Annotated in this window: 26 protein-coding genes and 3 pseudogenes; 20 read left to right on the plus strand and 9 right to left on the minus strand. The window is 47.5% G+C overall.

The genetic code is table 11. The features are described from left to right. Positions 1-168: 168 nt before the first annotated feature. A complete protein-coding gene (locus DYE26_RS29130) occupies positions 169-876 on the plus strand; it encodes a GntR family transcriptional regulator (protein WP_036619904.1) in 708 nt (235 codons plus the stop codon). Positions 877-955: 79 nt separating this feature from the next. Here the strand turns inward: DYE26_RS29130 and DYE26_RS29135 are convergent, their stop codons facing one another. Continuing rightward, positions 956-3,877 (minus strand): S-layer homology domain-containing protein, encoded by a 2,922-nt coding sequence (locus DYE26_RS29135; RefSeq protein WP_036619906.1) that lies wholly within the window; start codon positions 3,875-3,877, stop codon positions 956-958. 246 nt (positions 3,878-4,123) lie between these two features. Continuing rightward, positions 4,124-4,825, minus strand: a complete 702-nt coding sequence (locus tag DYE26_RS29140; protein ID WP_036619907.1) for a hypothetical protein — start codon at positions 4,823-4,825, stop codon at positions 4,124-4,126. Between the two features lie 402 nt (positions 4,826-5,227). Here DYE26_RS29140 and DYE26_RS29145 point away from each other — a divergent pair. The 19 genes and pseudogenes from DYE26_RS29145 to DYE26_RS29245 all read left to right on the plus strand — a co-directional run bounded on the left by DYE26_RS29145 (position 5,228) and on the right by DYE26_RS29245 (position 20,154). Then, positions 5,228-6,498 (plus strand): annotated as a pseudogene (locus tag DYE26_RS29145) (MFS transporter). Between the two features lie 35 nt (positions 6,499-6,533). Then, a complete protein-coding gene (locus tag DYE26_RS29150) occupies positions 6,534-7,559 on the plus strand; it encodes a zinc-binding alcohol dehydrogenase family protein (RefSeq protein WP_036619910.1) in 1,026 nt (341 codons plus the stop codon). A gap of 208 nt (positions 7,560-7,767) precedes the next feature. Continuing rightward, positions 7,768-8,778, plus strand: coding sequence for a YiiG family protein (locus tag DYE26_RS29155; RefSeq protein ID WP_051985274.1), 1,011 nt, complete (start codon positions 7,768-7,770; stop codon positions 8,776-8,778). A 4-nt stretch (positions 8,779-8,782) separates the two neighbouring features. Continuing rightward, complete coding sequence (locus DYE26_RS34605; protein ID WP_036619913.1) at positions 8,783-9,367, plus strand: DUF3829 domain-containing protein; 585 nt, start codon at positions 8,783-8,785, stop codon at positions 9,365-9,367. Continuing rightward, complete coding sequence (locus DYE26_RS34610) at positions 9,367-9,813, plus strand: DUF3829 domain-containing protein (RefSeq protein ID WP_036619916.1); 447 nt, start codon at positions 9,367-9,369, stop codon at positions 9,811-9,813. The genes DYE26_RS34605 and DYE26_RS34610 overlap by 1 nt, the downstream gene beginning before the upstream one ends. 29 nt (positions 9,814-9,842) lie before the next feature. Then, a complete protein-coding gene (locus DYE26_RS29170) occupies positions 9,843-10,172 on the plus strand; it encodes a hypothetical protein (RefSeq protein WP_036619918.1) in 330 nt (109 codons plus the stop codon). A gap of 740 nt (positions 10,173-10,912) precedes the next feature. Next, a complete protein-coding gene (locus DYE26_RS29175) occupies positions 10,913-11,614 on the plus strand; it encodes a GntR family transcriptional regulator (protein WP_036619920.1) in 702 nt (233 codons plus the stop codon). 84 nt (positions 11,615-11,698) lie between these two features. Then, complete coding sequence (locus DYE26_RS29180) at positions 11,699-12,694, plus strand: ADP-ribosylglycohydrolase family protein (protein ID WP_036619921.1); 996 nt, start codon at positions 11,699-11,701, stop codon at positions 12,692-12,694. 3 nt (positions 12,695-12,697) lie between these two features. Beyond that, positions 12,698-14,044: a purine-cytosine permease family protein gene (locus DYE26_RS29185; RefSeq protein WP_036619923.1), complete on the plus strand. Its 1,347-nt coding sequence runs from the start codon at positions 12,698-12,700 to the stop codon at positions 14,042-14,044. Continuing rightward, positions 14,031-14,933 (plus strand): PfkB family carbohydrate kinase, encoded by a 903-nt coding sequence (locus DYE26_RS29190; protein WP_036619925.1) that lies wholly within the window; start codon positions 14,031-14,033, stop codon positions 14,931-14,933. Before DYE26_RS29185 ends, DYE26_RS29190 begins: the two co-directional genes overlap by 14 nt. 189 nt (positions 14,934-15,122) lie before the next feature. Then, on the plus strand, positions 15,123-15,860 hold the full coding sequence (locus DYE26_RS29195; protein WP_036627587.1) for a tRNA(His) guanylyltransferase Thg1 family protein: 738 nt from the start codon (positions 15,123-15,125) through the stop codon (positions 15,858-15,860). 2 nt (positions 15,861-15,862) lie between these two features. After that, complete coding sequence (locus DYE26_RS29200) at positions 15,863-16,306, plus strand: ATP-binding protein (RefSeq protein ID WP_036619927.1); 444 nt, start codon at positions 15,863-15,865, stop codon at positions 16,304-16,306. A 61-nt stretch (positions 16,307-16,367) separates the two neighbouring features. Continuing rightward, on the plus strand, positions 16,368-16,478 hold the full coding sequence (locus DYE26_RS35000) for a WG repeat-containing protein (RefSeq protein WP_082207681.1): 111 nt from the start codon (positions 16,368-16,370) through the stop codon (positions 16,476-16,478). A 4-nt stretch (positions 16,479-16,482) separates the two neighbouring features. After that, positions 16,483-16,740, plus strand: a complete 258-nt coding sequence (locus DYE26_RS29210; protein WP_164815213.1) for a WG repeat-containing protein — start codon at positions 16,483-16,485, stop codon at positions 16,738-16,740. Between the two features lie 100 nt (positions 16,741-16,840). Beyond that, positions 16,841-17,302, plus strand: a complete 462-nt coding sequence (locus tag DYE26_RS29220; protein ID WP_051985276.1) for a WG repeat-containing protein — start codon at positions 16,841-16,843, stop codon at positions 17,300-17,302. Positions 17,303-17,349: 47 nt separating this feature from the next. Beyond that, positions 17,350-18,324 (plus strand): hypothetical protein, encoded by a 975-nt coding sequence (locus DYE26_RS29225; RefSeq protein ID WP_036619929.1) that lies wholly within the window; start codon positions 17,350-17,352, stop codon positions 18,322-18,324. A 42-nt stretch (positions 18,325-18,366) separates the two neighbouring features. After that, complete coding sequence (locus DYE26_RS29230; RefSeq protein WP_036619932.1) at positions 18,367-18,813, plus strand: DUF6630 family protein; 447 nt, start codon at positions 18,367-18,369, stop codon at positions 18,811-18,813. Between the two features lie 338 nt (positions 18,814-19,151). After that, positions 19,152-19,554 (plus strand): annotated as a pseudogene (locus tag DYE26_RS35005) (suppressor of fused domain protein). 12 nt (positions 19,555-19,566) lie between these two features. Continuing rightward, positions 19,567-20,154 (plus strand): hypothetical protein, encoded by a 588-nt coding sequence (locus tag DYE26_RS29245; RefSeq protein WP_051985277.1) that lies wholly within the window; start codon positions 19,567-19,569, stop codon positions 20,152-20,154. Positions 20,155-20,175: 21 nt separating this feature from the next. Here the strand turns inward: DYE26_RS29245 and DYE26_RS29250 are convergent, their stop codons facing one another. From DYE26_RS29250 to DYE26_RS29275, 7 genes and pseudogenes are all read right to left on the minus strand, one after another. Further along, the gene (locus tag DYE26_RS29250) at positions 20,176-21,174 is read right to left on the minus strand and encodes a UDP-N-acetylmuramate dehydrogenase (RefSeq protein ID WP_036627591.1); all 999 of its coding nucleotides are present in this window, start codon (positions 21,172-21,174) and stop codon (positions 20,176-20,178) included. 100 nt (positions 21,175-21,274) lie between these two features. Further along, the gene (locus tag DYE26_RS29255; RefSeq protein ID WP_036619933.1) at positions 21,275-21,919 is read right to left on the minus strand and encodes a hypothetical protein; all 645 of its coding nucleotides are present in this window, start codon (positions 21,917-21,919) and stop codon (positions 21,275-21,277) included. Then, positions 21,858-23,006 (minus strand): ABC transporter permease, encoded by a 1,149-nt coding sequence (locus DYE26_RS29260; RefSeq protein WP_036619936.1) that lies wholly within the window; start codon positions 23,004-23,006, stop codon positions 21,858-21,860. Before DYE26_RS29260 ends, DYE26_RS29255 begins: the two co-directional genes overlap by 62 nt. Next, on the minus strand, positions 22,987-23,895 hold the full coding sequence (locus DYE26_RS29265) for an ABC transporter ATP-binding protein (protein WP_036627592.1): 909 nt from the start codon (positions 23,893-23,895) through the stop codon (positions 22,987-22,989). Before DYE26_RS29265 ends, DYE26_RS29260 begins: the two co-directional genes overlap by 20 nt. A 69-nt stretch (positions 23,896-23,964) precedes the next feature. Then, positions 23,965-24,216 (minus strand): ATP-binding protein, encoded by a 252-nt coding sequence (locus DYE26_RS35010; protein ID WP_412070896.1) that lies wholly within the window; start codon positions 24,214-24,216, stop codon positions 23,965-23,967. A gap of 233 nt (positions 24,217-24,449) precedes the next feature. Then, positions 24,450-25,211, minus strand: a pseudogene (locus tag DYE26_RS35015) (HAMP domain-containing protein); the annotation flags it as partial. Then, entirely contained in the window at positions 25,157-25,831 is a 675-nt protein-coding gene (locus DYE26_RS29275; protein ID WP_036619941.1) for a response regulator transcription factor, read from the minus strand. The pseudogene DYE26_RS35015 and the gene DYE26_RS29275, both read right to left, overlap by 55 nt. Positions 25,832-25,880: the final 49 nt, after the last annotated feature.

Genomic DNA, 25,880 nt, shown 5'->3' on the forward strand with positions numbered 1-25,880 from the left:
CCTCTTTTCACTAAATCTAGTATAGCATATGATCAAGTGGAAAATGGTTGAATCTTCATGACGAAAGGAGGAGGCATGGAGCTTTCGGCTTTCGAGCTACCGATGGGTAGCCCTCATGCCGAGCGCAATACCTCACACGACTAAAGTCTCGTGTCTCCATGCGCGGTTATGAATTTACCGAACATTTCCAAAAATAGAAACACTCTGTCCGATCACGCTTATCACGTTATTCGGGGGGCCATTGTTACGCTGCAGTTGGAACCGGGGCAGCTCGTATTTGAATCGGAGTTAGGCAGCACATTGGGGGTAAGCCGGACACCGATCAGGGAGGCTTTCCGCCGTTTGATGACAGAGGAATTAATCGAGATCCTGCCGCAGCGCGGCGCCCGAATCGCATATATGTCCAAGAAGAAGATTGAGGAGGCTCGCTTTGTACGTTTAAGTCTTGAGGTGAGCGCTTTTAAAGAAGCGGCCAGGAAGTGGAACGCAAACGATGCTGCCTTCGAGAAGGCGTATCAGCAGATCAAGGGGATCTTGGAAGAGCATCGAAAAATCATTGATGAACAAAACTTCGATAGGTTCCTTGAGCTTGATGAGAGTTTCCACAGTGCGGTATTGGAGCTTACGGGAAATTCCACGTTGATATCGATCATCAATCAAATGCGCGGTCATTTAAACCGCATGCGGTATTTAGAGCTGCTGGAAACGAAGCATATGAATCAGCTTGTAAGCGAACACGAGGCTATATTCGAAGCCATAACCGTTAATGATGAAGAGAAAACGGAACGACTGCTCAGAGAGCACATTACGTCGCTTGAATATTGCACACCGGATTTGGTTAAGAAGTACTCGCATTATTTTCAAAGCGTAGAATGAAAACAAGAACCGAAAGCGATATGCTCTCGGTTCTTGTTCTTTAACCTAAAGGTTCCAAAACACCCTCCGGCTCAGGCTCTCACTGATAATTCACTTCTTCCGCGAAGTAAATCTCCTTCAAACGATCCTTTATGCGTTGAATTTCCTCCGCTGTTAACGGAGCCGTTGGGTTTAGCTTGAAGTTCCTGCCGGTGACGTAACTTACATCCGTGTTCTTATCCAGGTTGTAGGGTGTCTTTGGAACCGGAACGCGGGTATAGTCGGTGAAATCAATAATAGACCATGCTTCGTCTCCATCTTCCTTGGATAAAATAATCCGCTGTGAGGCGTTTTCCGTCCACAAATAGCGCAGATTGGCCGGCGAATTATTGAAGTCCATAGCCGTCTTAATGCCGGAGCCTCTGAACATGAGCGTAAATTCCGCATGATCATTATTTGATCCGGCTGATGATTCATAAATCTGTTTCAGTCCGTCCACGCCCACAATCTCGACCTCGCGGTGGGCAGGGAAGTGATTCACAAAGTTCTCCCAGATTTGCGACATGTTATGGTTGCTGGCAAGCCAGTTGATGTCCAAAATAATGGACATGTAGTTTACCGTATTTATACGTTGAAACGGATTATCTAAATATTGTCGTGCTATATACAGTTGTGGTGCCGCATCCGTTTCATTCACATACGGGTCGCCCGGATGGAGAGTCCAGCGTGAGGAATCTTGGGTATAGCGTGATCCAATCGGATCAATCGTAATCGAGTTCATGAATACGGTACCGCTATTATCAGTAAATCCCTGCGCAGGGACCATTGGATTGTCCTTATTGGACCAGTAAGGCATCAAAGGCGAACCCTCGCCATACATGCCGTTCACATTATATTGTGTAGCCGACCATCCCATCGCGGAAGTGATCTTAAAGTGATCTTTAAGCCATTGGGTTTGCTCGGGATTCACCGTAAAGCTGGTCAGTGATTTAGGCAGATACTTCCGATATTGGTCCGTATCCATGCTTTCAAACACCGAAGGTGATCCCAGCGTACCGGATTGGTGCAGCTCATTAAGCGCATTATAACGATACATATACAACCACTCGTTCATCCGCAATTCCCAAAAAGGGAGCTCATACAGGTTATTCGGATACCCGTCCAGAATACCGACTTCATCACCATACTGATCGACGTATTCCAACACCTTTTTAAGCTGCGGGCGATTCGTTTCTACGAAAACAAATCGATTTTCCATAGCCCAAGTTACTTTTATGTTAGGGCCAAAGCGGTCCATCAGCAATTGACGAGCCTGCTCGATTTGCTCTACCGTGGTCGTACTGCCCGGATCTTGTCCCTGCAGCATTAGCGAGACAGCAAAATATTGTTTTTGGCGTTCTCCGGGTACTACCGTTAATTCGGCATCGGATATGAAGTGAATTCCCTGGGATGGCGATTCAACTTCGATCTTGAACGGAATGACGGAGTTCACTGCAGGAATCAGATGCAGGTTGGCGATGTGCCCATCCTCGTCAAATATTCCCCTGGAATCCTCGATCCGAAGCTTCAAGTCCGACGGTAACTGACTTGGTGGTATAACCTCTCCCTTGGCATTCTGAAATACATAGGGCATACTCCAGGCTGCAGGGTCTAGAGTAGGGGACTGCGGAATGGTATACGTGGCCAAGTATACGGATTTGATTACACTCGGGTCCTCTGCTGGAGGAGCTTTTCCTTTTACGATCAGCTTGGTCTGGGCTGTAAGTACCTGATAGGGCTTGGCAACGGTGATTTTTATCCCTACAGGAATGAAGCTGTCAGCCGCCGGAATAAGCTCGGCATGGGCGATTTTCCCTTGTTCATCAAAAACCCCTAATTCATCGCTAAATGCATAAGTAACATTTGTGACGCTGGCCGCGGGAATGCTTACCGGCCGCCCCTCCTTGTAGAGCTGAAAGGACAGCTGATACGAAGGATACGTTTCCGGTTGATTTACCAGCTCCGGCGCCTTGATGACGACCTCATCCGCCACAAAATCCACAGGAGGATCACCTACTGGAAGCACCGGTGGTTTAGACGGATTTGTTGGCGGTGTCACCGGTGGTGTCACAGGCGGGTCGAGACCAGGCTCCGGCGGTATCCCTGGCTGTTCCGGCTTCGGCTTTGTTGGTGTTGCCGGATCTGTCGGTGTTACCGGACCGGCCGGTGGATCAGGTCTGGGACTATGGCTTCTGGGCTCCGCGATTTGCGGATTCGCACGCCGGCCGCTAATTTCCGGCGCCAGATCGACCGCTGCCGTATTCGGTTCAGGCGGGCTGGCCGGCTGATTCGCCATTGCAGCTTCATTTCCCGATGCATCCATTAAACGCTTGGCCCGATCTCTCAGATCGTCACCGCCAAGCCATACCCGATAAGCAACCAGCGTAGCGTCCTGCCGTGTCACAAAATGTTTGGGATGGAAATAATGATTCGTATCTCCCTCTATCAGCTCTAATTGCTCCATCAGCCACACGCTCGTTTGCGCATAGTCCGATATATCGGACCGGTCCACAAAGCTGGATATACCGGGGGACGGGATATCTTCAGAAACCCCGAAATACCTGGCGTACCATACGGCCATATCCTGGCGAGTCAGATTGCGCTTGGCGCCGAATAATTGGCCGCCGATTCCTTTAGTGATGCTCTCTTCCTGCAAGACCCGTACATAAGGGAGAGCCCATGGGGACACATCGCGAAAAGAAGCTAGCTCTTTGTTAGTCGGTATTCGCTTTAAGGTTTTAGCGAAAATGCTTGCCCATTCCTGCCGCGAAATCAATTGCAAAGGCCGAAAGCTCCCATCCTTATAACCAGTAACGTAACCTTTGGCAGCCATGGCCTCGATCGCATCGGCCGCATAGGAGTGTTCAATATCGTTAAAGGTTCTGTCCGCAAAAGCGGGAACACTATGCATACAGAACAGCCACACCGCCAGTAGACCAGCCAGGTAACGCCTAATCCGGTTTAATTTTTTTTCACACTTCATTATTTCAGATCATTGCACCTCCTCTACGAGACAATACCGAATTACTCTTCGGCTGCACCCCCATGTCAATTGTGAAAATTAGCACTTTTTTTCAAACGACTTTTCATTCCCATTACAAAAAACACCAAACTGTATATACTTGGATTATCGGAAGAATCTCCCTGGGAGTGAATAAAACCAGCAAAAAAAGTGGTTTTAGAAACATACCTTTTAAAGCCATAATTCCCTATCACTTAACAATGGTTTTCATTGGTAATTGAGTGTTTGAGAACCCTTATAAACGTAATAATAGCCGTTTGAAATTCCATCTTGCGGATAAGCCGCAGGATCTTCGCTTGTTACTTGACCTGCAAACTCTCGATTTATAAACGCAGGTTCTCCTTCCTCGATTAACGCTTCAGCGGACATTCCACTGATCGGCCTTACCGTACTGGACCAGAACGTAACCAAATAAACATCGTCAGCATTAAACTGATATCGTCCTTCACTTGGTGTCCCCTCATAAAACAACTCTGCCAAAGCAGCCGCTTCCGACCCTCTCATGAAAATGCGAATATCATCGGTTCCGTTCCAGCGGTGGGGGATCCCGCCCCTTGGATTGACGTATTCTACAATTTCCGGCTCCACATCGCGAATAAAATCAACAACCGTATATTTATAAACCCCTTCCGTTACACTCACGGTTGCAACCCCAGTTGTTTTCCCCGTTCTATAGCCGGTGTACCCTCCGTATACATTTGGGGTTTCGCCGATCGCGGCAAAAAACGTTTTCTGATCCATAGATCCTGCTCTTCCGGGTACTGCGGTGAGTCTATAGGTCCTGACTTCCGTGCCCTTATACTTATCCCAAGCGTATTCTGCAGCCGCATAAGATACTCCGTTATTCCAGCCCGCAGATACCGCCATAAGAATGCCAATCATCAAGAATAATCGCCATTTTTTCAACATCTTTTTCTCTCCTTTTTTTCTCTAAATCCACGCAAATGATCATTAGCATTATAGCGTTTCAATAATTCCGCTAACAGTTAAATTTTAGAAGAAAAATAGGAGCAGGGGGCAAAAGAACTATTTTTCGGGGAGTGACAAAATGATCACAAACTTCAACTTGTATACTAGCATAATGTATGCTAGTATTTCACTTAAGGCTGGCCTTAAGAAGTCTGTACAGATGAAGCAGTTATAAGAAAGCGCTTTATGTTAATTGGAAAAAGCAATTTGTGCGGCGAAGGCGGCGATCGGCAATTTCACCCCACGGCTGGCCGTACATATTGACGACGGATTTATGGCCTGCTCGGGCGTTTAATAAACGAGTGGCGACAAAATTCCATAATTGAAAGGAGTCAACAGCGCATGTTATCTAAAGGGCGTGGCATCGTTCTGGTTTTGCTGTTTTTGGCGGGAGTTATTAATTACTTGGATCGCTCGGCTTTCTCCGTCGCAGCTCCATTTATTCAGAAAAGTTTTCAGCTCAATGCGGCTCAGATGGGCCTATTATTTAGCAGCTTCTTTATTGGTTACGCTCTCTTTAACTTTATAGGCGGTTTCTTGTCCGACAAGTTCGGCCCGAAAAAGGTGCTCGGTTATTCCATGACATTCTGGTCGCTTTTTGCCGGTTTAACCGCCGCTACCTTCAACTTTGTCTCTTTGTTTATTGCGCGCGTATTGTTTGGGATGGGGGAAGGTCCGCTCTCCTCCTCGCAAAGCAAAATGGTAATAACTGGTTTCCGAAGAAATACCGGGCCAGAGCTTTATCGATCTCCATGGCCGGAACCTCGCTGGGCGGAGCCATTTCGGGTCCTATCGTCGGGATTATTGCTTTGACTTGGGGCTGGAAAGTATCCTTTGTCCTGATTACGATTATAGGTCTGATTTGGACGGCGTTCTGGCTCAAATGCGTGAAGGATGCTCCGAAGGACGTTGCAGACGATGAAGCTGATGATGAAAAAGAGGTACAGCCTGCTCCGGCCGGCAAAACCAAAACCCCGCTCTCTTTTTATTTGAAACATCCGACGGTTTTGTTTACGTCGGTAGCGTTTTTTGCTTACAACTATATCTTGTTTTTCTTCCTGACCTGGTTCCCGAGTTATTTGATTCAGGCCAGGGGCCTGGACATCAAGGAGATGAGCTTTGCCACGATGATTCCGTGGACGGTTGGATTTCTCGGCTTTGCTTTGGGCGGCTTCATTATCGATTTTCTTTACAAAAAGACAGGCAATGCCATGTTCTCCCGCAAAGTCGTATTGGTCACATGTTTGCTTGGCGCTGCGGTCAGTATCGGTTTTGCCGGTCTGGTCAACACCACGGCTGCCGCGGTTTCATTGATGGCAGCGGCGGTATTCTTCCTGTATCTTACAGCGATTACGTACTGGGCGATTATTCAAGATACGGTTGAAAAAGAGCGGGTGGGCGGCGTCGGCGGCTTCATGCATTTTCTTGCAAATACATCCGGCATCATCGGCCCGACGGCTACGGGAATGCTCGTGCAAACGACAGGTCATTTTACAAGCGCTTTCATTCTGGCAGGCGGGCTGGCGGTGATCGGGGCGTTGTGTGTCGCTTTTTTCGTAAAGCCCATTAAGGATAAAAAAGTGAAGCTTGCCACGGAACGGACGATTGCTTAAATAAACCTAAATTATAAGGGAACGGAGTGAGTGGATTGAAAGCGATCCAAGTTGTGGAACCGGGGAAAATGAGACTGATCGAAAAAGAAATGCCGCGGATTATTCACGGTAACGAGGTGTTGATTAAAGTTCGTATGGTGGGCATATGCGGCTCCGACATGCACATTTATCACGGGACTTCTCCGGTAGCCACCTACCCGCGCGTAATCGGCCACGAGATGGCTGGGGAAGTCGAAGAAATCGGCGCGGATGTCCACCGGCTGTTACCCGGAGATAAGGTGGTCATGGAGCCGATCGAAACCTGCGGACAATGTTATGCCTGCAAAGCCGGCCGCAAAAATGTGTGCGCCAAGCTGCAGGTGTACGGAGTTCACAAGGACGGCTCCTTCCAGGAATATATCGTCCTTCCCGAGCATTTAGTGCATAAAGTGGACCATCGCTTAGCTTGGGAGGAGGCGGTTTTGGTCGAACCGTTTACGATCGGTGCCCAAGCAAACTGGCGTGGCGATGTCCGGGCTGGAGATTATGTTTTTGTTATGGGAGCGGGTCCGATCGGATTGTGTGCGCTGCAGGTCGCCAAACTCAAAGGCGCGGTGTGCGTGATTTCCGACTTAAGCGATGAGAAGCTGGCATATGCTAAGGAAGTTGGCGCCGACTATACTTTGAATCCGCTTACCGATAATGTGGCCGACGAGATTAAGCGCATAACGGGCGGATTAGGTCCGAACGTAACGATCGATGCGGTTTGTACGGAAAAAACCTTCGAACAGGCGGTGGAAATGACCTCTGTGGCCGGACGGGTCGTCGTTCTCGGCTTTGGCGAGACCCCTTCGCAAATACCGCAGCTGCCCATTACTAAGAAAGAAGTAACCATCGCGGGCTCCCGTTTGCAATCGGGCAAGTTTCCTGAAGTGATAGAATGGTTTAACAGCGGGAGGATCGCGGTGAATTCTTTTGTCACGCATCGTTTTGCGTTGGAGGATTTTCGTGCAGCGATCGAGCTCATCGAAACCCATCCTAACCAAGTTCGGAAAGTGGTCCTGGAGCTCCATACGAAATAGAGAAGTCCAGAATAACCACCTGGCCAAGCGGGCCGAAGGCTTGGGAGAAACATCTGTCATATCCTGTACAGCACGGGATTTACAGATGTTTTTTGTTTTTGTCCGCGTGAATAATATTCCCACCCCCTATTCAAATCCGCCGCTTCCAGCCGATATAGTTAAAGGTGCGGGGAGACTCGAGATTACGACAAAAAAGGGAGAGAACGTAGTGAAGAAAGTTGTAAATTTGTTTTTGTGTATGATGTTGATCGCGATAGCGACAACGGCATGCAGCCTGCCGGCAGCGGGGAAACTTACGGGGGCGGCCGGTGGAGACGAGGTGAAGGATACGCTTAAGTATAACGATTACATTGACCTTAGCAATCAGATTAACGGTGGGATGTATGACCTTGTTTTCACCAGGTATGTGGAGGAGTTCGGTCCGGAGAAGGAAATTTACATCGATGACAGGTTTGACGGGTACAGCACAACGCCGTTTATTCCGACCGTGATCGAGAGTGCCGGGAAAACATTGGATTTTGCCTCCGCCGAACCGTCTTATGGTGCAACGGATGAGAAAGTAAAAGAGTTAATGCCGATTATCATAGATTTGATGAAAACGAATAATGACATTCAAAACTACTACACGGCGAAAACCTATGTCGATGACGATTTTAAACAAGGCCGCGAACTACATACGCGTTTTATTTCATTGTTTGAGAAGTACATAGAGGTGGGGCAGCAATTCAACGAAGCATTTGCGGAGATCACGAATGAGCGCAAGTATGCGGATGCGGAGAAGCTGAAGGATGAAGATATGCTGATACGCTACTACGCGATGAGCATCGTATTGCGGGCACAGGAGATTCAGGAAGCTTTTTACAATAAGGGAGTCGGGGACGAAAACGTTTTGGATTTCGATGTTAAGGAATATGAGGAATTGTATCAGTTGCTGACCGAGGATATCGAGCATTATTTTGAGTATTCCAAGGATGCCGATCAACGGAAGAAAGAGGGATGGTCAAATCTCGAAATATTCCCGACAAGCATAGAAGGGGTAAAAGTAACGGCAACCGACATTCTCAGAATTTTGCGGGAACAGGATCCGGAGATTAACAGCGACACGGAAGGCAAAGTGACGACAGGCGGGTCTAATGCGATTTTGTCGACGTTTGACCGCAAGGTCTCTTTCCTCGTGGATGCCTACAATACCACCAGCAGTTTAGCGGGCTTGAATTAATTCGATGAAAAGCGTGAGATCAAGGTGGGGGATTGTTGTATCTTTAAGTCTTCTGGTTGTACTGCTCTCGTCCTGCCAGGCGCCGCTGGAGCTGGTGAAGATCATCCGGCCGGAAGGAACAAAGCCGGCTGCCTCCACCCAGGAAGAAAATCCCGGAACGGAAGCGGCGGCACGGAAATATGCCGGCTATAGCGCCCTGGATATTTATATCCATGGCGAAATAGCCGATGTTCTGGAACGGTACGGAGAACGGTTCGGACATAAGGAAAAATTCGCTCTGCGCAAAGAGGCTCATCTGGAGTGGGGCGTAAATCTGGAGCTTAAAGAGACCTATAAACTGGCGGAGTATACGGAATTGGCCGCTAAACAGCCTGCCTTGCCCGAGGTCGATGACGCCGTAACGAAGCTTGCTCCGAAGCTGGAGGATCTGGTCAAGATGCTTGGCGAAATCGATACTTATTACAGGTTCAAATTTTACGTCGATGACAATTTTGCGAAGGGGAAAACGCTGCATGAACAGCTGCAGGTTCTGCTGAAGGATTGGGAGCCGCTTGCGGAAGACTTCACGGTTAATCTGCATCCGCACTAATGAAGCAGCGAGAGCTGGATCTCGCCGATTTCAAGGCAAACGATCAGATGATCCGGTACCATGCGCTTGCATCGATCATGGCAGCGGAAGCGATTGAAGACGAACTGATCAGGCAGGGCGTGACATCGGAGACATTAAACGGCCTCGATGCCGCATCCTACCGGGTTCTGTACGATCGGCTTACAGAAGAAGTAGCCCAGTATATCGCCTTGGCTGACGATCCGGAGCGGGTAAAGCAGGAAGGGCTGGAGACTTATAATTCGTATGGAAATATGCTGAAGCATAAAATCATGCTGGTGAAAGCCTCCGCCACCGATTTGCTGCAGCGGGCCGAGCAATCGCGGACGTTCGATGAACACAACAAAGACGGCACGCCCAAGGACTATAAGAAGAAACTGCAAGAGGCTATTTTGGAATATGATGTGTTTGTCATTGGACCTGAATAAGGGTTGATTCTAAGAAAGGAAGTTTTTGCATGATTATTTGGAAAGGGCTGGGAATATTAAATATCGTTATCCCAGGGGTTTTGTTTTTTATTGTCAATGGTTTAGTGTCCCTTCTGGGGCTTGACATAATAGATGCCCGGCTGCCGCTGGCTTTTGTGTTCATCGTGTCGGGAGTGATTATCTGGTATATAGGAAAAGCGCTTAACGCCGATGCGGGTAAAGTGCTGGTTGATATGGAAACGGGGCAACGCTACCAAATGGGATTCCGGCATAGTCTGTTTTTTATCCCTATGCATTACTGGGGCCCTATCGGCCTGGTGATAGGATTTATTTTGATTGTTGCAACGATATTTACGTAGGGGTAACTTCGCTTTACATGAGCAATTCTTTGAACACCACACTATGAGCAAGTTGCTTCTATTGTGGTGTTTTTCTTTTAACGGTGAGTAGAGTCATCAGAGTGTAAGCAATTTCTAAACTAGGAGTTCGCGTCGCTCTTTCCCAAACTCCGGCTTACTTGGTCATTGTTGAATGGAATAGTTGCAAAAAGTACAGTTACTTATCCGCAAATGCTGGCACAGCGCTTGTTTAAGTGTAAAACCTGCAATTATTCCGCTATATTTCGAAGAAGAGGCAAAGAGACCAGGAAATAAATGTATGAAATGCAATTAAACTAACGATTAGGCAAATGGATATGAAGTTAGTTGTATGATTTGCAATTAATGGTCAGAGCCGAGCCGGTCAAGCACACTAAATTTTTGTTTTCGGAAGTGCTTATGCTCGGGATGTTTTCCTCGCGTTGCCCACTTATCTGAATAAACGAAAATAACCCGCCCAGGTTAGCTGCCAAGGGAACGGGTTATCTTCCGTATTATCTTGGAGGTTTCCCACCCAAATGTTGTGCAGGGAGCCGATGGCACTCGACTCCTTTATTTATTGTTATCTTAGCATATCGCGCCGTATTACCTCAATTACACAGGTTAAAATAATTAAAAGGAACCGGAAAGCGTTGTAATTTTCTGAGAGTCAATAGTTTGGAATATGTTATAATGGTTAAGAAATATTTATGTAACACTATTAATGCTTAGGGGAAAATGAAATGTTAAACAAGTATAATGATATCCCGTTATATGTTCAGTTAAAAAATAAATTACGTGAAAAAATCTTAAATGGCAGTTTAAAAGAGGGTGAAGTGTTGCCTTCGGAAAATCAGTTAATGAGAGATTTCGGTATTACACGCAGTACCATAAGAAGAGCCGTTGAAGAATTGGTGAAAGAAGGACTTGTGGAAAAAGAACAGGGGAAAGGTGCTTTTGTAAGGCTGCGTCAAACCAAACAGAATCTTTGGAACTTTCAAGGGTTTACCGATCTGTCCTTAAAGAAGAACCAACAACCTGTTACTAGAGTGCTGAAAAAAGAAATTGTTATAGAAAACAATATTACCTATTTTAAACTGGAACGTGTACGTGGAACAAAGTTAAATGACAAAACAAGATGGTTGACCATCGATCAATCCATGCTTCCTCTTGAACTATTTAAAGGTATTGATCAGTTTGATTTTAATAGTACTTCTCTATATCAAACCTTACGTAAGGAATATCAAATATTTCCACATCATGTAGTTTTGGATATCAACCCCATTATAAGCAATGATGAAATGTGCGAGAGATTGGAGCTGGACAGTCCAATTCCTTTGCTTGAGGCCAGAGGAACTGTATATAGCAAGGACGGCATGGAGATTGAAAAAATACACATTATTTATGGACCGCATTTTCAGTTTAAATTAAATCAGTATATATAATACGCTTGACAGATCGTCAGGCGTATTATATTATCGTTTTAACTTGTACGAATAACCGAACGAGTTAAAAGAGGGAGGTATTTTATGAAGGTACTAGGTATGTTATATGGTATGGCAATAGGAGACGCGCTTGGGATGCCTTCTGAGCTGTGGAGCCGTAAAAAAGTGAAATCTCATTTTGGTAATATTACTGAATTTTTAGATGGTCCAAAAGAAAATGACGTTGCTTGTAATTTTACTAAAGGACAATTTACAGACGATACGACACAGGCACTGCTTATTTTAGATGCTTTAATTGAAAATGATTTTATTCCTTCAGACACTTTAATTGCTGAAAAACTCCTGAATTGGGCAATCCGAATCGATGCTTTTGAAAATAATATATTAGGTCCAAGTTCAAAAATGGCTCTCCTGGCAATTAAAGAAGGAAAAGATGTAGAAACATTTACGAGCAAGGCGCTTACAAACGGGGCGGCAATGAGGATTGCTCCCATTGGTGCCTTATTCTCGACAGCTCAATCTAAAGAGTTAGCGCAATACGTATATGAAGTGAGTAAAGTAACTCACTCGACTGATGTATCCATCGGCGGTGCGGCCATGATTGCCTATGCTGTAAGCGCTTCAATAGAAGACAAAAACTGGGAGCAAATTATTAAGGGAGCTCTCAATATCTATGAACTGGCTTCAATGAATGGGGCGGAAACCTTTGCGGCCTCCATTCCGGAGCGCTTGAAGCTTGGCATTGAATTTGCTGATAGATACCAGGATGACGAAGAAACTTTCACACAGAAAATTTATAATGTCATTGGTTGCGGTACAATGACAAGTGAATCAGTTCCGGCTGCACTGGCGATTGCCTATTATGCGAAAGACCCGAATCGATGTGCTTTAATCTGTGCAAACCTTGGCGGAGATACCGATACGATCGGCGCGATGGCGACTGCTATTTGCGGAGCAAAATATGGTTACGATGCGATCCGTAAAGATTGGATTGAAACCATTGATCGTGAAAATAATGTAGACTTGAAAAAATATGCTCATTTGTTAGAATCCCATAAGTCACAATTTAAAGGGGTGTAATTCATGGAGAAAGAGCAGACAATTATTCTTCAAGATGGTGAAAAAACGGGTAAACCGCGGGATTTATTTTTTATGTGGTTTGCAGCGAACATCGGAATATTAGGAATTGTATACGGTGCAATAATTGTAAACTTCCAATTAAGCTTTTTTCAGTCGATTTTAGTCGCCCTTCTCGGGCCGTTGTCTTTTGTACTGGTCGGGTATGCGAGTTTGTCCGGACGTGACAGTGGGGCGCCAACCTTCGTCATGTCCAGAGCAGCGTTCGGCTTTAAAGGTAATTTCATACCTGCTTTAGTAGGATGGTTTGGCCAAGTAGGCTGGTTATCGGTGAATGTCACGACCGGTACTTTGGTGCTCCTGTCGATCTTTAATGAATTCGGGTTAAATACAAGCACACCTTTAAAATTTATAGCCTGGTTAATCTTTGCGGGTTTGGTATTGGCGTCCGTATCGTTTAGCCAGGAAACACTGGTTAAAGCCCAAGCTTTCTTTACTTATATTTTTGGCGGCCTGACCATTATCGTACTGGCTTTCCTCATACCGAATACGGATTGGCACCATCTTTTTGGCTTGAAGTCCGGATCATGGATTTCCAGCTTCTTGCCGGCCTTGATGTTTGTCATTATAGGAACAGGACTTACTTGGACGAAGGCGGCTTCTGATTACAGTCGCTATCAAAGCAGAAAGAATTCTTCAAGATCAATCATCTTAAATGTGACCGCAGGAGCGTTCATTCCCCTATTTCTAATTATTGGAACAGGCGTTCTATTAGCGTCCAAGGTAGATGGACTAGCGAGTGCTGAAAATCCTATAGAACTAATTGGAAGCGTTTTACCGGGGTGGATGACCATTATCTATTTAATTGCCGCGCTTGGAGGAATAACTCCTATGTGCTTTATTGGACTGAAATCATCAAGACTCATTCTTGCTTCGTTTAATTTAAAGGTTAAAGACTCCACTGCCATTTCTATTCATGCTGTCCTAATCACAATTATCCCACTTTATGTACTTGTTGTTTCCAACAACTTTATGGGAAATTTCCAAACCTTTTTAAGTTACTTAGGTATTGGTTTAGCCGCATGGATAGCTATATATTTAATTGACTATACTTTCTTAAGAAGACGCGCCGGATACAGCAAATCATTGTTGGAGGATTCTTCGTTCAATCCGTTTAATGCTGGTGGTGTAATCGGCTGGATTTTAGGTGTCAGTGCGGCTTTGATCCTGAAGAATTTTATTGAATCCAGTTATTACATCCCCATTACTCTATTAATCAGTGGAGGTTACTATTACATCTCCATACGAGCGAAAATTAAACAGACGAGTGAGGTTATATATGAGAAAGATTAATCGTAATAGGGTACTGCTTATTGGAGGCGTTTTCATCGATGTGATCGCGAAAGTTCAGCACGTCCCTGAAACGGGACAGGATATTCCGGGCGAAATGATTGACCGTATCGTGGGGGGATGCGCGTATAATGTGGCCAATGTTTTAAAGCAACTGGATGTCGAATATGATCTAATGGTTCCAATCGGCAGAGGAATTCACGCTGATATTATAAAAAAGGCGTTTAACGAAGAAGGGCATAAACTGTTCATTGAAGATTCCAGCAAGGACAATGGTTGGAGCTTATCGCTTGTAGAAGAAAGCGGGGAACGTACCTTTATTACCTTTAATGGAATCGAGGAATATTGGAAAGACGAATGGTTCAGTCAGATCCATTTTGAGGATTATCGCTATATTTATTTGACGGGTTATTCCCTTGAGGGACAAAAAGCCGATGTAATTCTTAATCGATTATCTAAGAACTCATCCGGCGGCAAAATCATCTTTGATCCGTCTCCGCGCATTTCTGTCATTAAAAAGGAGCACTTGGAAAAACTTTTTGCATTAAGGCCTATTGTGCACAGCAATCTAAGTGAAATTCTGGAGCTCACCGGCGAACCGGAGCTTGAACAAGCTGTTCGAAGATTACATCAATCCACCCAGAGTGAGGTTGTTGTTACGTTAGGACCCAAGGGCTCATTTTGTTACAACGGTGAACACATGATTACTCTTGATGGGAAAAAGGTGCCTGTGGTTGACACAATAGGAGCTGGAGATGCCCATACAGGCGCATTTATTGCCTCATTGCTTCATGGTCAGTCTTTAGAAAAAGCATGCGAACAAGGGAATGAAGCAGCCGCACAAGCGGTACAGGTGCAAGGCGGAAAATTTAAGCTAAATCCGTTTTGCTAAATTAGATAGGGACGAAATTGTTGAATCATTAAATCCCAATCTCTCATTTATATAACTGAGAGGTTGGGATTTTTAATAATGGAACTACCCAGCGAAAGTTCTTGAACGGTCAACAGTTTGAGGATGTTTCCATAATTATCTATAATGGGCCTTGGATGCATGATTAAGAAGGAGACAAAAGAACAAATAATGAAAAAAGACGACTTTGGCAACCGAATGAAGGGGTATGAGAACGTTTTTAGACAAACGCTTCCTCAGCGGCTCCCGGTGATCATTCGAATCGATGGCTCCCATTTTCACACCTTTACGCGGGATATGAAAAAACCGTTCGATGAAGCGTTAATCCAAGCGTTTTGGGAGACCTGCAAGTACTTGGCGCAGAATATGATGGGCTGCAAGTTGATTTATCATCAAAGTGACGAGATATCGATTCTTTTGACCAATTATGACAAGCTAACAACACAATCCTGGTTTGAAAATAATCTGCAAAAGATGGTTTCGGTTTCGGCCTCAATGGCTACCGCAAAGTTCAATGAGGTCATTAAAGAAGCCTATCCGGATAAACCGCTGGCTACTTTTGATAGCCGGGCTTGGGTGCTTCCTCATGATGAAGTCACTAATTATTTTCTCTGGAGACAACAAGACGCGACTAAAAACAGTATTTCGATGGTGGCTCAGGCCAACTTTCCTCACGAGGAACTGCAGGGGTTGGACGGGGGAAAACTTCAGGATAAGCTGTTCTTGGAGAAAGGCATCAATTGGAACGACTTGCCCGTTTGGCAGAAACGCGGGGCATGCATTACCAAGCAGTTCTATAAAAAAGGGGAAGCGATTCGCAGCAAATGGGACGTAGACCTCAATACGCCGATTTTTAGTCAGGATAGAGAGTACATCAACCAATTCGTGTATTTATCAAAGGATGAATAATTATGGAATGTGTTATTTTCATCGGAATTCAGGCTTCCGGGAAATCAACATTTTACAAGGAAAAATTCTTTAAAACCCATATGAGGATAAACCTCGACATGTTAAGATCCAGGCATCGGGAGAATGTTTTTCTGGAAGCCTCCCTTCGTACCAGCCTGCCCTTTGTAGTGGATAATACGAATCCTGCCGTGGAGGATCGGAAAAAATATATCGAATTAGCTAAAAAACATAAATTTAAAATCGTGGGTTATTATTTTGAACCCAATTATGATTTATCGTATGAGCGAAACGAACAGAGGCAAGGGAAAGAAAAGGTCGCAGAAATAGGGATCAGAAGCACATTAAAAAAATTGCAGCCCCCTTCATATAGTGAGGGATTTGACGAGCTGTATCTAGTGAAGTCGCATAGTGATGGGTTTGTGATTGAAAAGATGACAAAGGATTGAAGGTAATGATAAGACAGAGCTATATGTTAACCAAAAAGAAATAAACGCGGAGGGGACCCGGATGGAGGAGCAACCGTTATTTAGAATCCTTGTAGATGGAAAATACGGCTTCATTAACAATAAGGGAGAAATCGTGATTCCTCCTATATACAAGATGGCAAGTGATTTCTGAGGGTTTGGCCTATGTATGGAGTTTTGATAACAAAAAGGGCTATATCAATTCGAAAAATGAACTGGCGATAGAACTAACGGGAGATCATGATTATGAGGGGAATTTTGAGAATGCGCTTGCCATTGTAGGTACAAATGGTATATACGGTTGTATAAACAAAACCGGTCAGTATGTAGTGGAGCCGATCTTTGAACGAATCATTGGGGTTAATCCCAACGGGACATTTTCAGCTTTAATCAATTGGAAAAGCGGGACTATATGATCTGCAGAGTAATGCAATTATCGAGCCTGATTATTATGATTTTATTGATGCCTTTTCGGATGGATTAGCTTTTGTATCTTTAGAGGGTAAAGATGGATATATGGATGAAACAGGAAATGTAGTGATTCCTCCGCAATTTTCGTCCGTTTCCCCGTTTTCCGAAGGATTGGCCGGTGTCTCGATCGATGGAGACAAATATGGGTTTATCAATAAACTCGGGGAATTCGTAATCCCGCCCCAATACTACCAGGTTAAAGATTTTAGTGAAGGTCTGGCGGGGTTTCGCTTCAAGACAGGAGGGAAGTGGGGGTACTTGAACAGCTTGGGAGAAGCCGTGATCAGACCCAAATTTCAAACCGTGTGGGCATTCGTTGACGGATTGGCTCCGGTGGAAAGTAAAGACAGGTACGGTTATATCGACAGAAAAGGGCGATATGTTTTGAAAAATGTGTTTAATACTGCACACGAATTGAAAAGTGGACTCGGTTTGGTCACTTATGATGGCGAGTGGGGTTACATTGATCGGTACGGTCACTGGGTATATAAACCTAACCCGGGTTAACGCAGGGGCCAAAGATATGGATTTGTTGGAAGAAGGAGACTAGTCGAATGCTCAACCCCAAAAAACTCAATATAGCGTACAAAAGATACAGTAAAAATTTTGTGAATGGGATCAAGTTTGAAGATGTCAAAGAAGATTATGATGAGGACAAAAGCGAAGTCGTTGATATAGTAGAATCAAATAATACAAAAAAAGATCACATATTGCTGATCGATTTAGACTCCATAGCTTCCTATTACCTGTCCCAATGGAAAAACGACGTATTGATTACCGGCGGGAAGCGGCCGGAAGGTTTAAAGCACATGCAAATGGCCGTTTTCTATCAATGCATGGCGCAGGATCTTTATAAAGTCCGGTATCCTAAGATGATGACGGAGTATACGTTTAGAGAAGTTATCGTCGCGTTAATTCATTTCACAATGTTTGGGTGGGAGAAAGAAGAAAGTATACTCTTTGATTTTATAGTAAACCGTCTGGGCGGGAACATTCTGGACGCCGATGATCCGAACACACACGTGTGGTTTTTGATGGAGTTGTATTTGCAATATAGAAAAAAGACCGTCGCAGGAACCGATCAACACGTACATACCGTTGTGAAGCAAAAGTTGAAGGAGGCCGGACTGCCGTACGATTCGATACCGGATGACCTGGAGGTGTATCGGCACGTATTGGATCGATGGTCGACATCCGACCCAACGGAGATCGCGCAATTGATCGGCAGCATGTCATTATTCCATTCGGTGCAGGCTTCTGAAATAGGGAATTTTCATGAGTTTGGCGATTATCGATATGGATTTTATCCCTACGAAATTTTGTTCCTGATTCATGTGCGGAGAATGCAGGGCTTGCCGATTCCCGAGCACTTTGAAGATTTTTTAATGAACAACCCGGAAGCCAAAATGGAGATCAGCAACCCTGAACCTTACCCGGAGTGGGACCCGATGCTGCGTCTGATCGATCATTTCTACCGCAAGAATTACCCCGAGTATATCCCTAACCAACATGGGGAGCTGTTTCGATAATCATAGTAATCATCCTACATAATCCACCAGGAGGACTTCAGAATGTCAGAAAAAGCGCTCATCCCCCTTATTTTCGAGGAAGATCAAGACTTGTTAAATAACCCCGAGATACTGGATAAGTACTCGGACTTAGTAGATTACGGATTTGCTACGAAGCGATTTCTCTATCTCGATCATCGAGGCGAAGAGAATCAAGAGATTGTGAACTATATTTTGGATTATGAATTCGCCCATAACCTTGAATTGGCTTCCGAAGAGGAACTCGAGGAACTGGGGGAGTTTGCGTATGAATATGTGCCGGAAAAGATCAAAGAAGTGAACAAGCTTATTTCGCCCAAAGGCTACGGCTTATTCTATTATCCAACCGGCGGCGACTTCTGCGCCCTGTTTATATCTAACTTGGAGCATAAATCCAAATTGCTGGAAGTTGAAATCGTGGACGATGAATGGACGCCTATCCAGGAAAGATATATTCAGTATTTTGAATAAGTTTTGGACGGCAGAAGGTCTGAATAGATTTTGAGCTGGCTAATGCTTAATGCGGGCATAGAGGAAGTATTTAAGGATTACAAAGGCTGTCCGAAATTTTTCAGGGAAATGCTGGAGGTCCTTAAATATGGACACTGTCCTTGCGGTTGGTATGGAAGATGGCCGAAAGGCACGCTTTATGTGTATTAATCCGGAAGCGATGGACAACTTCGAAGGCTACTGGTCCACAAAAACCCTGCACAATTGAGTTTAGCTGAAATGGAGAGCATCCATAACCATATTGCGAAACATATCGGTGCTCCCAAGCTTGTGAACCATGAAGTGACTTCCGAAATTGTATATATCGATATTTTTTTGGTGCCTGCAATAACGCAAGAAGTTACTACACGTTAATTACTTCAGGGATGAGCGCGTTACCGGCAAATACGGCTGACGACGAGGAGGAGTGGAAATATACCGAGCTGCTTATGTACTTACCGTCAACTTGGGATGTATCCCCGGCAGCATTAGTCGATCCCCAAAATTATTGGCCGCTTGCCTGGCTGAGGAAACTGGGGAGGTTTCCACACGAGAATAAGACATGGTTCGGGCAAGAAGATTCGATTTTTGGTAGCCGCCCCTTTTTACAACGAGGAAGTTAGCTTTTTACACCGTTATGGGTTCAATGATTTTCTGGACAAGCTGGATCAGGCTGGTTTCAGCGATGTATTGGATTTAGAGCGAGAAAACATGTGCCGATAGGAGCGTCAAACCATGGAGCATAAAGCATTTCTATTTAATACAAAAGGTTTTGAGCAGGAGCTTTGCCGTCTCATCATCGCTTGCGGCGAAAAAAACGACCCCGAGCCACTACGCGAGTTCATTACGAACCGCATGGGGCGGGTTCGCTCGGTATATACGGGGGAGCTGCTGGATCATGATTGGGAAGATGAATTAGAGGTCGGAAATGTGCAGGAACTCGCCGACTTTTCGATGACTTGTTTTTACGACCCGGAAGAGGACCACGGACTTGCGTATGCCTGGGACGATTTACTGGAGAACTTAAAAGAACTTCCTGCAAGCTTCGACCATGAGTACGTTCTGCTTGGCCGCCCGGTTGGGGCGGGAACGTTTCAACTGGATCCGGGAGGCATGGGCATGGGATTTGTTCAGGCGGATGATGTTCCATCATTACTCAAGGGCCTGATTGAATGCAGAAGCACTTTTGCGGAAAAAGGGATGTCTTCGGATGGAGCTTTGAATAAGTCCGGCTTTTCCGAGTTGATTGAAGCTTACGACGAGTTAATTCTTTTGTATAAAAAAGCGGCGGAGCACCATTTCGGACTGCTGTTTACTTTTTGAAAAGTTTACCTGCGTGCGTGACTATACAATCACCACTTCCGGCTCGGGGACAAAACCGTAGTGTTTATAAATTTCCTCCTGCACCAGTTTTATCAGGTCCAATACATCCTGTGCCTTCGCGCCTCCGCGGTTTTGAATGACGTTGCCGTGGGTAGGGGAGATGATCGCTTTGCCGCGTTCCGTGCCTTTGAGGCCCAGGCTCTCCACAAGTTTGCCGATCGGCTGTCCGATGGCGTAATTGTTTTTGAAGACCGAACCGCAGGATGGAAAAGAAAAGTGATGTTTTCCCGTCCGATCCGCGATGATTCCTTTTAACGCGGCTGAAGCCGCAGCGGAAGAGTTCGGTCTTTGTTCAAATTGCCGGATAAAATAAGCCGAGAATTCCGCCAGGCTTGAAATGCTCAGCGACGGTGCGGCCAATTGCTTGCGGCAAACGGCGATAGTGGCGGGGGCGACCGGGCGGGAGGTCATTAAATCGGCGCCGACAATCACCCAGGGATGACGCTGAAAAATCGATTTTTTGTAGGCAAACTCGCAGTCTTGCCCCGCAATCGCCTGAATTCCCCGGCCAATCGCCGTCAGGTCGATGTAGTACACCGTATCCAGGACATCGCAGATCTGGCGGTCAAAATACTTGGCATTCATGTAGATTCCGCCTCCCAGCGTGCCGGGCAGCAAAAAAGTAAACTCGAAATCCGGAAGCCCCCCATATAGTCCAAGCAGCGCCAGCAGCGACATCGGCGTACCGGCGGAAACATACAGCCGTTCTCCTTTTATATGGAAATCCACCTGCTCCCGCAGGGAAATAAATAACATTTCTTTGCTTGGCTGGTCCGGAAAGAGCAGATTGGAGCCCATGCCGAACAAAAACGGCAACAAACCGCTGGCCGAAGCTTGCTCTAAAGCGGTCAGCACTTCTTCGGCCGTCTTCGGAGCGGCCAACCAGCGGGCGTCACCGCCGATATCATAAGTCGAGAAGGAAGCCAAATTTATATTTGAAACAAACAGTTCCGATTTCATTTGCACTTGAAGATTTCTCCTTTGGGTCAACAATAAAGAATCGCATACCATTATATTACGACCCGCCCCAGGATTGAAGCTTTTAACGAGAAATTTTCCGCTACCTAAGCCGTCTTATGGCTGCTCTAATGAAACAAGTCGCTGCAAGGAGGAGAGCGGCCGCTCCGAAAAGCGCGTATTTTTCGCCGAAGCTGCCTTGGGACATGGAGAACAGATACAGTTTACCGGCATATTTGTCGCCCGCCGTGTTCAAAGCGTAAAAAATAAGCGGAATCATGTAGCCAATCACGGGAACATAGCTGATTCCATAAGCGAACAGACCAAGCGCCCCGAGAAACAGCGCGCCGCAGAACGTGCCGGCAACATAGCGGACCAAAGGAAACTCGCTGCCGCTTAAAGCCATGGCGCAAGCGAAGCCGGCGATAATCCCCAGCATGAGCAGGACGGCGGTTGACAGCCGGACGAGTAAAATGCCGGTTTGCGAGACAGGCTTCGTCTCCGTCAGATCCCGGATGTCCTTGTCTTGTTCCGGTGCAAAAATCGGGACAAGCAGTACGATGCCGATCAACGCGATGAATCGCTCCAGCCGGATCGCGGCCGCCGCCGCGTCCAGATACGAAATGCCGAACAGGGCAGGCGCGAGCGCCGGAACGAGCAGGGCGAGCAGCAGATGGGGCAGCACGTTACGCTTCAGATTGGACCTTGCGATGAACGAATAGGTTTGCCAGGCCGAAGTTTTTTCCATGCAGCTTCCCCTTTCTTTTGAGCTCGTAGATTCGGCTTGCTGCCGCAACCAGCGCAAGCGCCAACAGCGTATAGCCGATCCGGTTGACCAGCAAGACGCCGATATTCGCCAAGAAAACCTCCGTATTGCCGATCGTATTATGGCGCAGCATCAGGTCGGCCCCGTATCCGCCTTCCATATGCGTTAGACCGCTGTTGAGCGCGATTATCCACCACAGCGCTTGTGCGGCGATCGCGACGGGCGAGTCCGTCAGTTCGGTCAGCAAAACGCCGACGGCGGCCGCCGCCATCAAGGTCGGCAGCAGCCAGCCGAGGCTGTATTTGATGAAGGCGAGCCGATCGATGGCGTATCCGGCGTAATCGCCCGCCGTCAGCACCGTGGCGTATCCGGCAAGGGCGAGCACAGGCAGGAACATCACCGCCACCATAGCCGCATAACGGACGAACACGACCGCCAGGGACGAAGCCCGTCTCGAATAGACGAGTTCCCGCATACGGGCCCGGCGGTCCTGCATGCCCAGCGCAACCGCCACGAAAACGGGGAAAAACGCCAGCACGATGCCGAGATAATCGCAGAACAGCCGCGCGAGCGCTCCGGTTATCCGGTCTTTTTCCAAGATGACGTTGAACTCGGCCAGCGCATCTTCATATGTTTTGCTCGTTTGGCCGAACTGGATTAAGTCCGATGCGGCGTATTTAGAGCCGCCGCCGATAAGCTTGTCCGCCTGTTTCATCAGCTCTTTAAACCGCTCGTAGGTCGGCTGGCCGTCCGTCAATTGCGATACAATCGCCTTCATTTCCGCTTGCTTGGCGTCCCCGAGTTTTACGTTCTTGTAAAAACGGAAAGGAGGAGGATACGCAATATACGCGTTCGCCGCGAATTCCCCGGCCAAGCAAGCGGCCGCGCCGTTCATGATCAGCCCCGGGTCGTCGACGTATTTCATGCCGTAGCTTTCGCGCCCCGGCTGGGGCGGCTCGATTTTGGCCAGCTCCGTGCCAAGCTGCGTATATCCAAACAAGAGCAGTACCGCGACATAGATCCAGAACGTCCAAGTTTTCAGCGTCTTTTTACATTCCTTCCTGAACATAAGCCGTCCCTCCCTGATCGGTTTGGGCCCCGTGGTCGCGCATGAGCAGCATGTAGCCGTCCTCCAGGTCCGGCTCGCACGCCACCGCGTTCGCGGTCGGCTTCCGGTCGGCCAACAGCCGGACGCTGGCCTGTCCATCGAACATAGACATGCCCGTGACGACGAACGTTTCCCTAAGCCGCTCCAGTTCCGGGCGTGGTACTACCGCATTGTACACTTGGCCCGCCGCGCTGCCTGCGAGCGCCTTCACCGTTCCCCGGTACAGCAGCTGGCCGGCTTCCAGCACGGCGATCTCCTCGCAGGCCGCTTCGATGTCGCCGATGATATGCGTCGACAGCAAAACGATCCGCTCCCCGGCCAGTTCGCTCAGCAGATTGCGGAAGCGGATGCGCTCTTCCGGATCGAGCCCGGCCGTCGGCTCGTCGACGATCAGCACCTTCGGCTCGTGCAAAATCGCCTGGGCGATGCCCAGCCGTCTTTTCATGCCGCCGGACAGCGCCTTTACTTTCGTATGGCGGATGTTAATCAAATTCACCCGCTCCAGCAGCAGCGGGATTCTCTTTTTGCGGGTTTCGCGGGTTAGCCCCGATAAAACGCCGAGATAATCCATTGCCTCGTACACGCTCATATTCCCGTACATGGAAAAATCCTGCGGCAAATAGCCGATAATGCGGCGGATTTCCTTGGCGTTTTCAAGCGGGATGCCGCATACCGTCACGTCTCCGGTCTTTTTGCGGAGCAGCGTAGCCAGCGTCTTCATCAGCGTTGTTTTGCCTGCGCCGTTGCGGCCGAGCAGACCGAACATGCCTTGTCCGATCGTCAGGCTTATATTTTGCAGCGCCTGTTTTTGGCCGTAATCCTTGTTCAAGTTGTGAATTTCGATGTTCATGTTTCCCACAAAAAAACTCTCCTTCCATTAGCTTCAAGGAGAGTATATAGAATACGATTCAACTTTTTATCAACTTTCGGTTGTGCAAAGGAACTTGGCCGTTACCCTAGCGCCACCTTGCCCTCTGTTGCACCAGCTAAGCCAGCCTCCGTGTCGTTCGCACAGCGTTTTGCAAATATAGAGGCCAAGGCCGAAATGGGCGCGGCCGGGCTCCACCGCCCCTTCCCTGAAATACGGCCTGGCCGCTTCCCGCAGCGCCTCCGCGTAAAGCCGTGCCCGTCGTCGGCCACTTCGGCGATGAGATGGGGATCTTCCAGGCACAGCCCGATTTCCACCCTTTCATGGGCAAAACGGAGGGCATTGGACAGCAAATTTTCCACCACCCGGAGAACGACCTGGGCATCTGCGCAGACAGACTCCGCGCTTATCCGGTTCACGATGCTGATCTCCACGGCCGACTGGGCCTTCAGCGCCTCGGCCGCGGAAGCGATCTGCCCGGTCAGATCGGAGACGCGGATCTTCTCCGCTCTAATCTCCACATCCTCCAATTTGTTCGTTTCGCTCATCGTATGGACGTAGCTTTCCAGCCTTAGCGTATGCCTTGAGATGGAGGATAACGTGGCAAGAAGCTTCTCCTGCCCGACTTTTCCTTCGGGAACGTACTGACAAAGGAAATCCGCATAACCCCGCAGCACGGTGAGGGGCGTCCGCAAATCATGGGCAAAGGCGGCGTTCAGGCGCTTGCGCTCCTCCATCATCCGCCACAGGCTGCGATTGTTCTCCTCCAGCGCCTGACGCATCGTTTCCAGCGAAGCGCACAGCCTGCCCATTTCGTCTTTTGAGTCGTAACGCAGGGAGAAATCCAGATCGGACTCCGCTATTTTGTGCGCTGACCGGTTGATTAGCGCGATCGGCTTTTTCAGTTTGTTGCGGTAAAACAAAAACGCGGCCAAAAGAATGCCGCCCCCGAAATATACGGGGATGGTTGCGATTTGGGCAATGTGAACGACCACTAGTTTGGCCTGATCTTGCAGGGTATATTCTTCGACCAGATCGGGGACGCCGATGGACATCGGTACTTCTCTGCCGGCATCGTCTCTGAACACGGTGTATTCGGTTTTATCGTAGCGGCGGGTAATGTCACCCTCCGTTTTAGACAGGAGTCCCAATGTTACAGCAGTCAAGAACGTAGCCAGCAGCATAAAAAAAATCGTATAGATGACCAGCACTGTCCGGATCGAAAGGTTATTCCAGAAACGTTTTACCCGATCCATTTGTATCCGACCCCCCATACGGTTTCGATGCAGTTGGGACATTCGGCCGAAGCCAGCTTGGCGCGGATTCTGCGGATATGCTCGGCGACCACGGCGTTGTCTCCCTCGCTGTCGAAGCCCCACAGGCGCTCGTAGATCCGCTCTTTATCGAACACCTGACCGGCATTTTGGGACAAAAAGGCGATGATCTCGAATTCTTTTTTCGCCAGCGGAACCGGTTCATTGCGGTAAAAAACGGCTCGTTCGCCATAGTCGATCACGAGATCGCCTGCGAATTTCGCCTTGGAACGGGAGTGGCTCCGCTCCTCCCGCCGCAGATGCGCAGCGACTCTGGCGCCAAGCTCCTCGATGGAGAACGGTTTAACGATGTAATCGTCTCCACCCGTGCGAAATCCGATGATCTTATCGGCATCCTCCGCCTTCGCCGTTAAAAACAGAATCGGACAAGCGGCGAACCGGCGGATTTTCGCGCATACCGCAAGTCCGTCCATCTCCGGCATGTTGATGTCCAGCAGCACCAGGTCTGGGGATTTTTCCATTTGCTGTAGCGCCTCGTAACCGTTGCCCGCGGTCAGTACGGAATAACCGCCCAATTCAAAATAATCCTTCAGCAGCGCGACGATATCCGCTTCATCGTCAACGATTAGCAGTGTCTGGCTCATCTTGTTCACCTCGCACCTTTAAGCATACCATCAAGCATATCATCGAACG

The organism is Paenibacillus macerans (assembly GCF_900454495.1).
Taxonomy (GTDB): Bacteria; Bacillota; Bacilli; order Paenibacillales; family Paenibacillaceae; genus Fontibacillus; species Fontibacillus macerans.

Bases quoted from the DNA above. Each gene is read 5' to 3' on its own strand.
- DYE26_RS29265 (WP_036627592.1), bottom strand. From the start codon at position 23,895: ATGAACATCGAAATTCACAACTTGAACAAGGATTACGGCCAAAAACAG.
- DYE26_RS29180 (WP_036619921.1), top strand. From the start codon at position 11,699: ATGAAGGTACTAGGTATGTTATATGGTATGGCAATAGGAGACGCGCTT.
- DYE26_RS29250 (WP_036627591.1), bottom strand. From the start codon at position 21,174: ATGAAATCGGAACTGTTTGTTTCAAATATAAATTTGGCTTCCTTCTCG.
- DYE26_RS29190 (WP_036619925.1), top strand. From the start codon at position 14,031: ATGAGAAAGATTAATCGTAATAGGGTACTGCTTATTGGAGGCGTTTTC.
- DYE26_RS29245 (WP_051985277.1), top strand. From the start codon at position 19,567: ATGGAGCATAAAGCATTTCTATTTAATACAAAAGGTTTTGAGCAGGAG.
- DYE26_RS29130 (WP_036619904.1), top strand. From the start codon at position 169: ATGAATTTACCGAACATTTCCAAAAATAGAAACACTCTGTCCGATCAC.
- DYE26_RS29230 (WP_036619932.1), top strand. From the start codon at position 18,367: ATGTCAGAAAAAGCGCTCATCCCCCTTATTTTCGAGGAAGATCAAGAC.
- DYE26_RS29175 (WP_036619920.1), top strand. From the start codon at position 10,913: ATGTTAAACAAGTATAATGATATCCCGTTATATGTTCAGTTAAAAAAT.
- DYE26_RS29275 (WP_036619941.1), bottom strand. From the start codon at position 25,831: ATGAGCCAGACACTGCTAATCGTTGACGATGAAGCGGATATCGTCGCG.
- DYE26_RS29225 (WP_036619929.1), top strand. From the start codon at position 17,350: ATGCTCAACCCCAAAAAACTCAATATAGCGTACAAAAGATACAGTAAA.
- DYE26_RS34610 (WP_036619916.1), top strand. From the start codon at position 9,367: ATGAAGCAGCGAGAGCTGGATCTCGCCGATTTCAAGGCAAACGATCAG.
- DYE26_RS35000 (WP_082207681.1), top strand. From the start codon at position 16,368: ATGGAGGAGCAACCGTTATTTAGAATCCTTGTAGATGGAAAATACGGC.
- DYE26_RS29185 (WP_036619923.1), top strand. From the start codon at position 12,698: ATGGAGAAAGAGCAGACAATTATTCTTCAAGATGGTGAAAAAACGGGT.
- DYE26_RS29135 (WP_036619906.1), bottom strand. From the start codon at position 3,877: ATGAAGTGTGAAAAAAAATTAAACCGGATTAGGCGTTACCTGGCTGGT.
- DYE26_RS29140 (WP_036619907.1), bottom strand. From the start codon at position 4,825: ATGTTGAAAAAATGGCGATTATTCTTGATGATTGGCATTCTTATGGCG.
- DYE26_RS29260 (WP_036619936.1), bottom strand. From the start codon at position 23,006: ATGTTCAGGAAGGAATGTAAAAAGACGCTGAAAACTTGGACGTTCTGG.
- DYE26_RS29200 (WP_036619927.1), top strand. From the start codon at position 15,863: ATGGAATGTGTTATTTTCATCGGAATTCAGGCTTCCGGGAAATCAACA.
- DYE26_RS34605 (WP_036619913.1), top strand. From the start codon at position 8,783: ATGAAAAGCGTGAGATCAAGGTGGGGGATTGTTGTATCTTTAAGTCTT.
- DYE26_RS29195 (WP_036627587.1), top strand. From the start codon at position 15,123: ATGAAAAAAGACGACTTTGGCAACCGAATGAAGGGGTATGAGAACGTT.
- DYE26_RS29220 (WP_051985276.1), top strand. From the start codon at position 16,841: ATGGATGAAACAGGAAATGTAGTGATTCCTCCGCAATTTTCGTCCGTT.
- DYE26_RS29170 (WP_036619918.1), top strand. From the start codon at position 9,843: ATGATTATTTGGAAAGGGCTGGGAATATTAAATATCGTTATCCCAGGG.
- DYE26_RS29255 (WP_036619933.1), bottom strand. From the start codon at position 21,919: ATGGAAAAAACTTCGGCCTGGCAAACCTATTCGTTCATCGCAAGGTCC.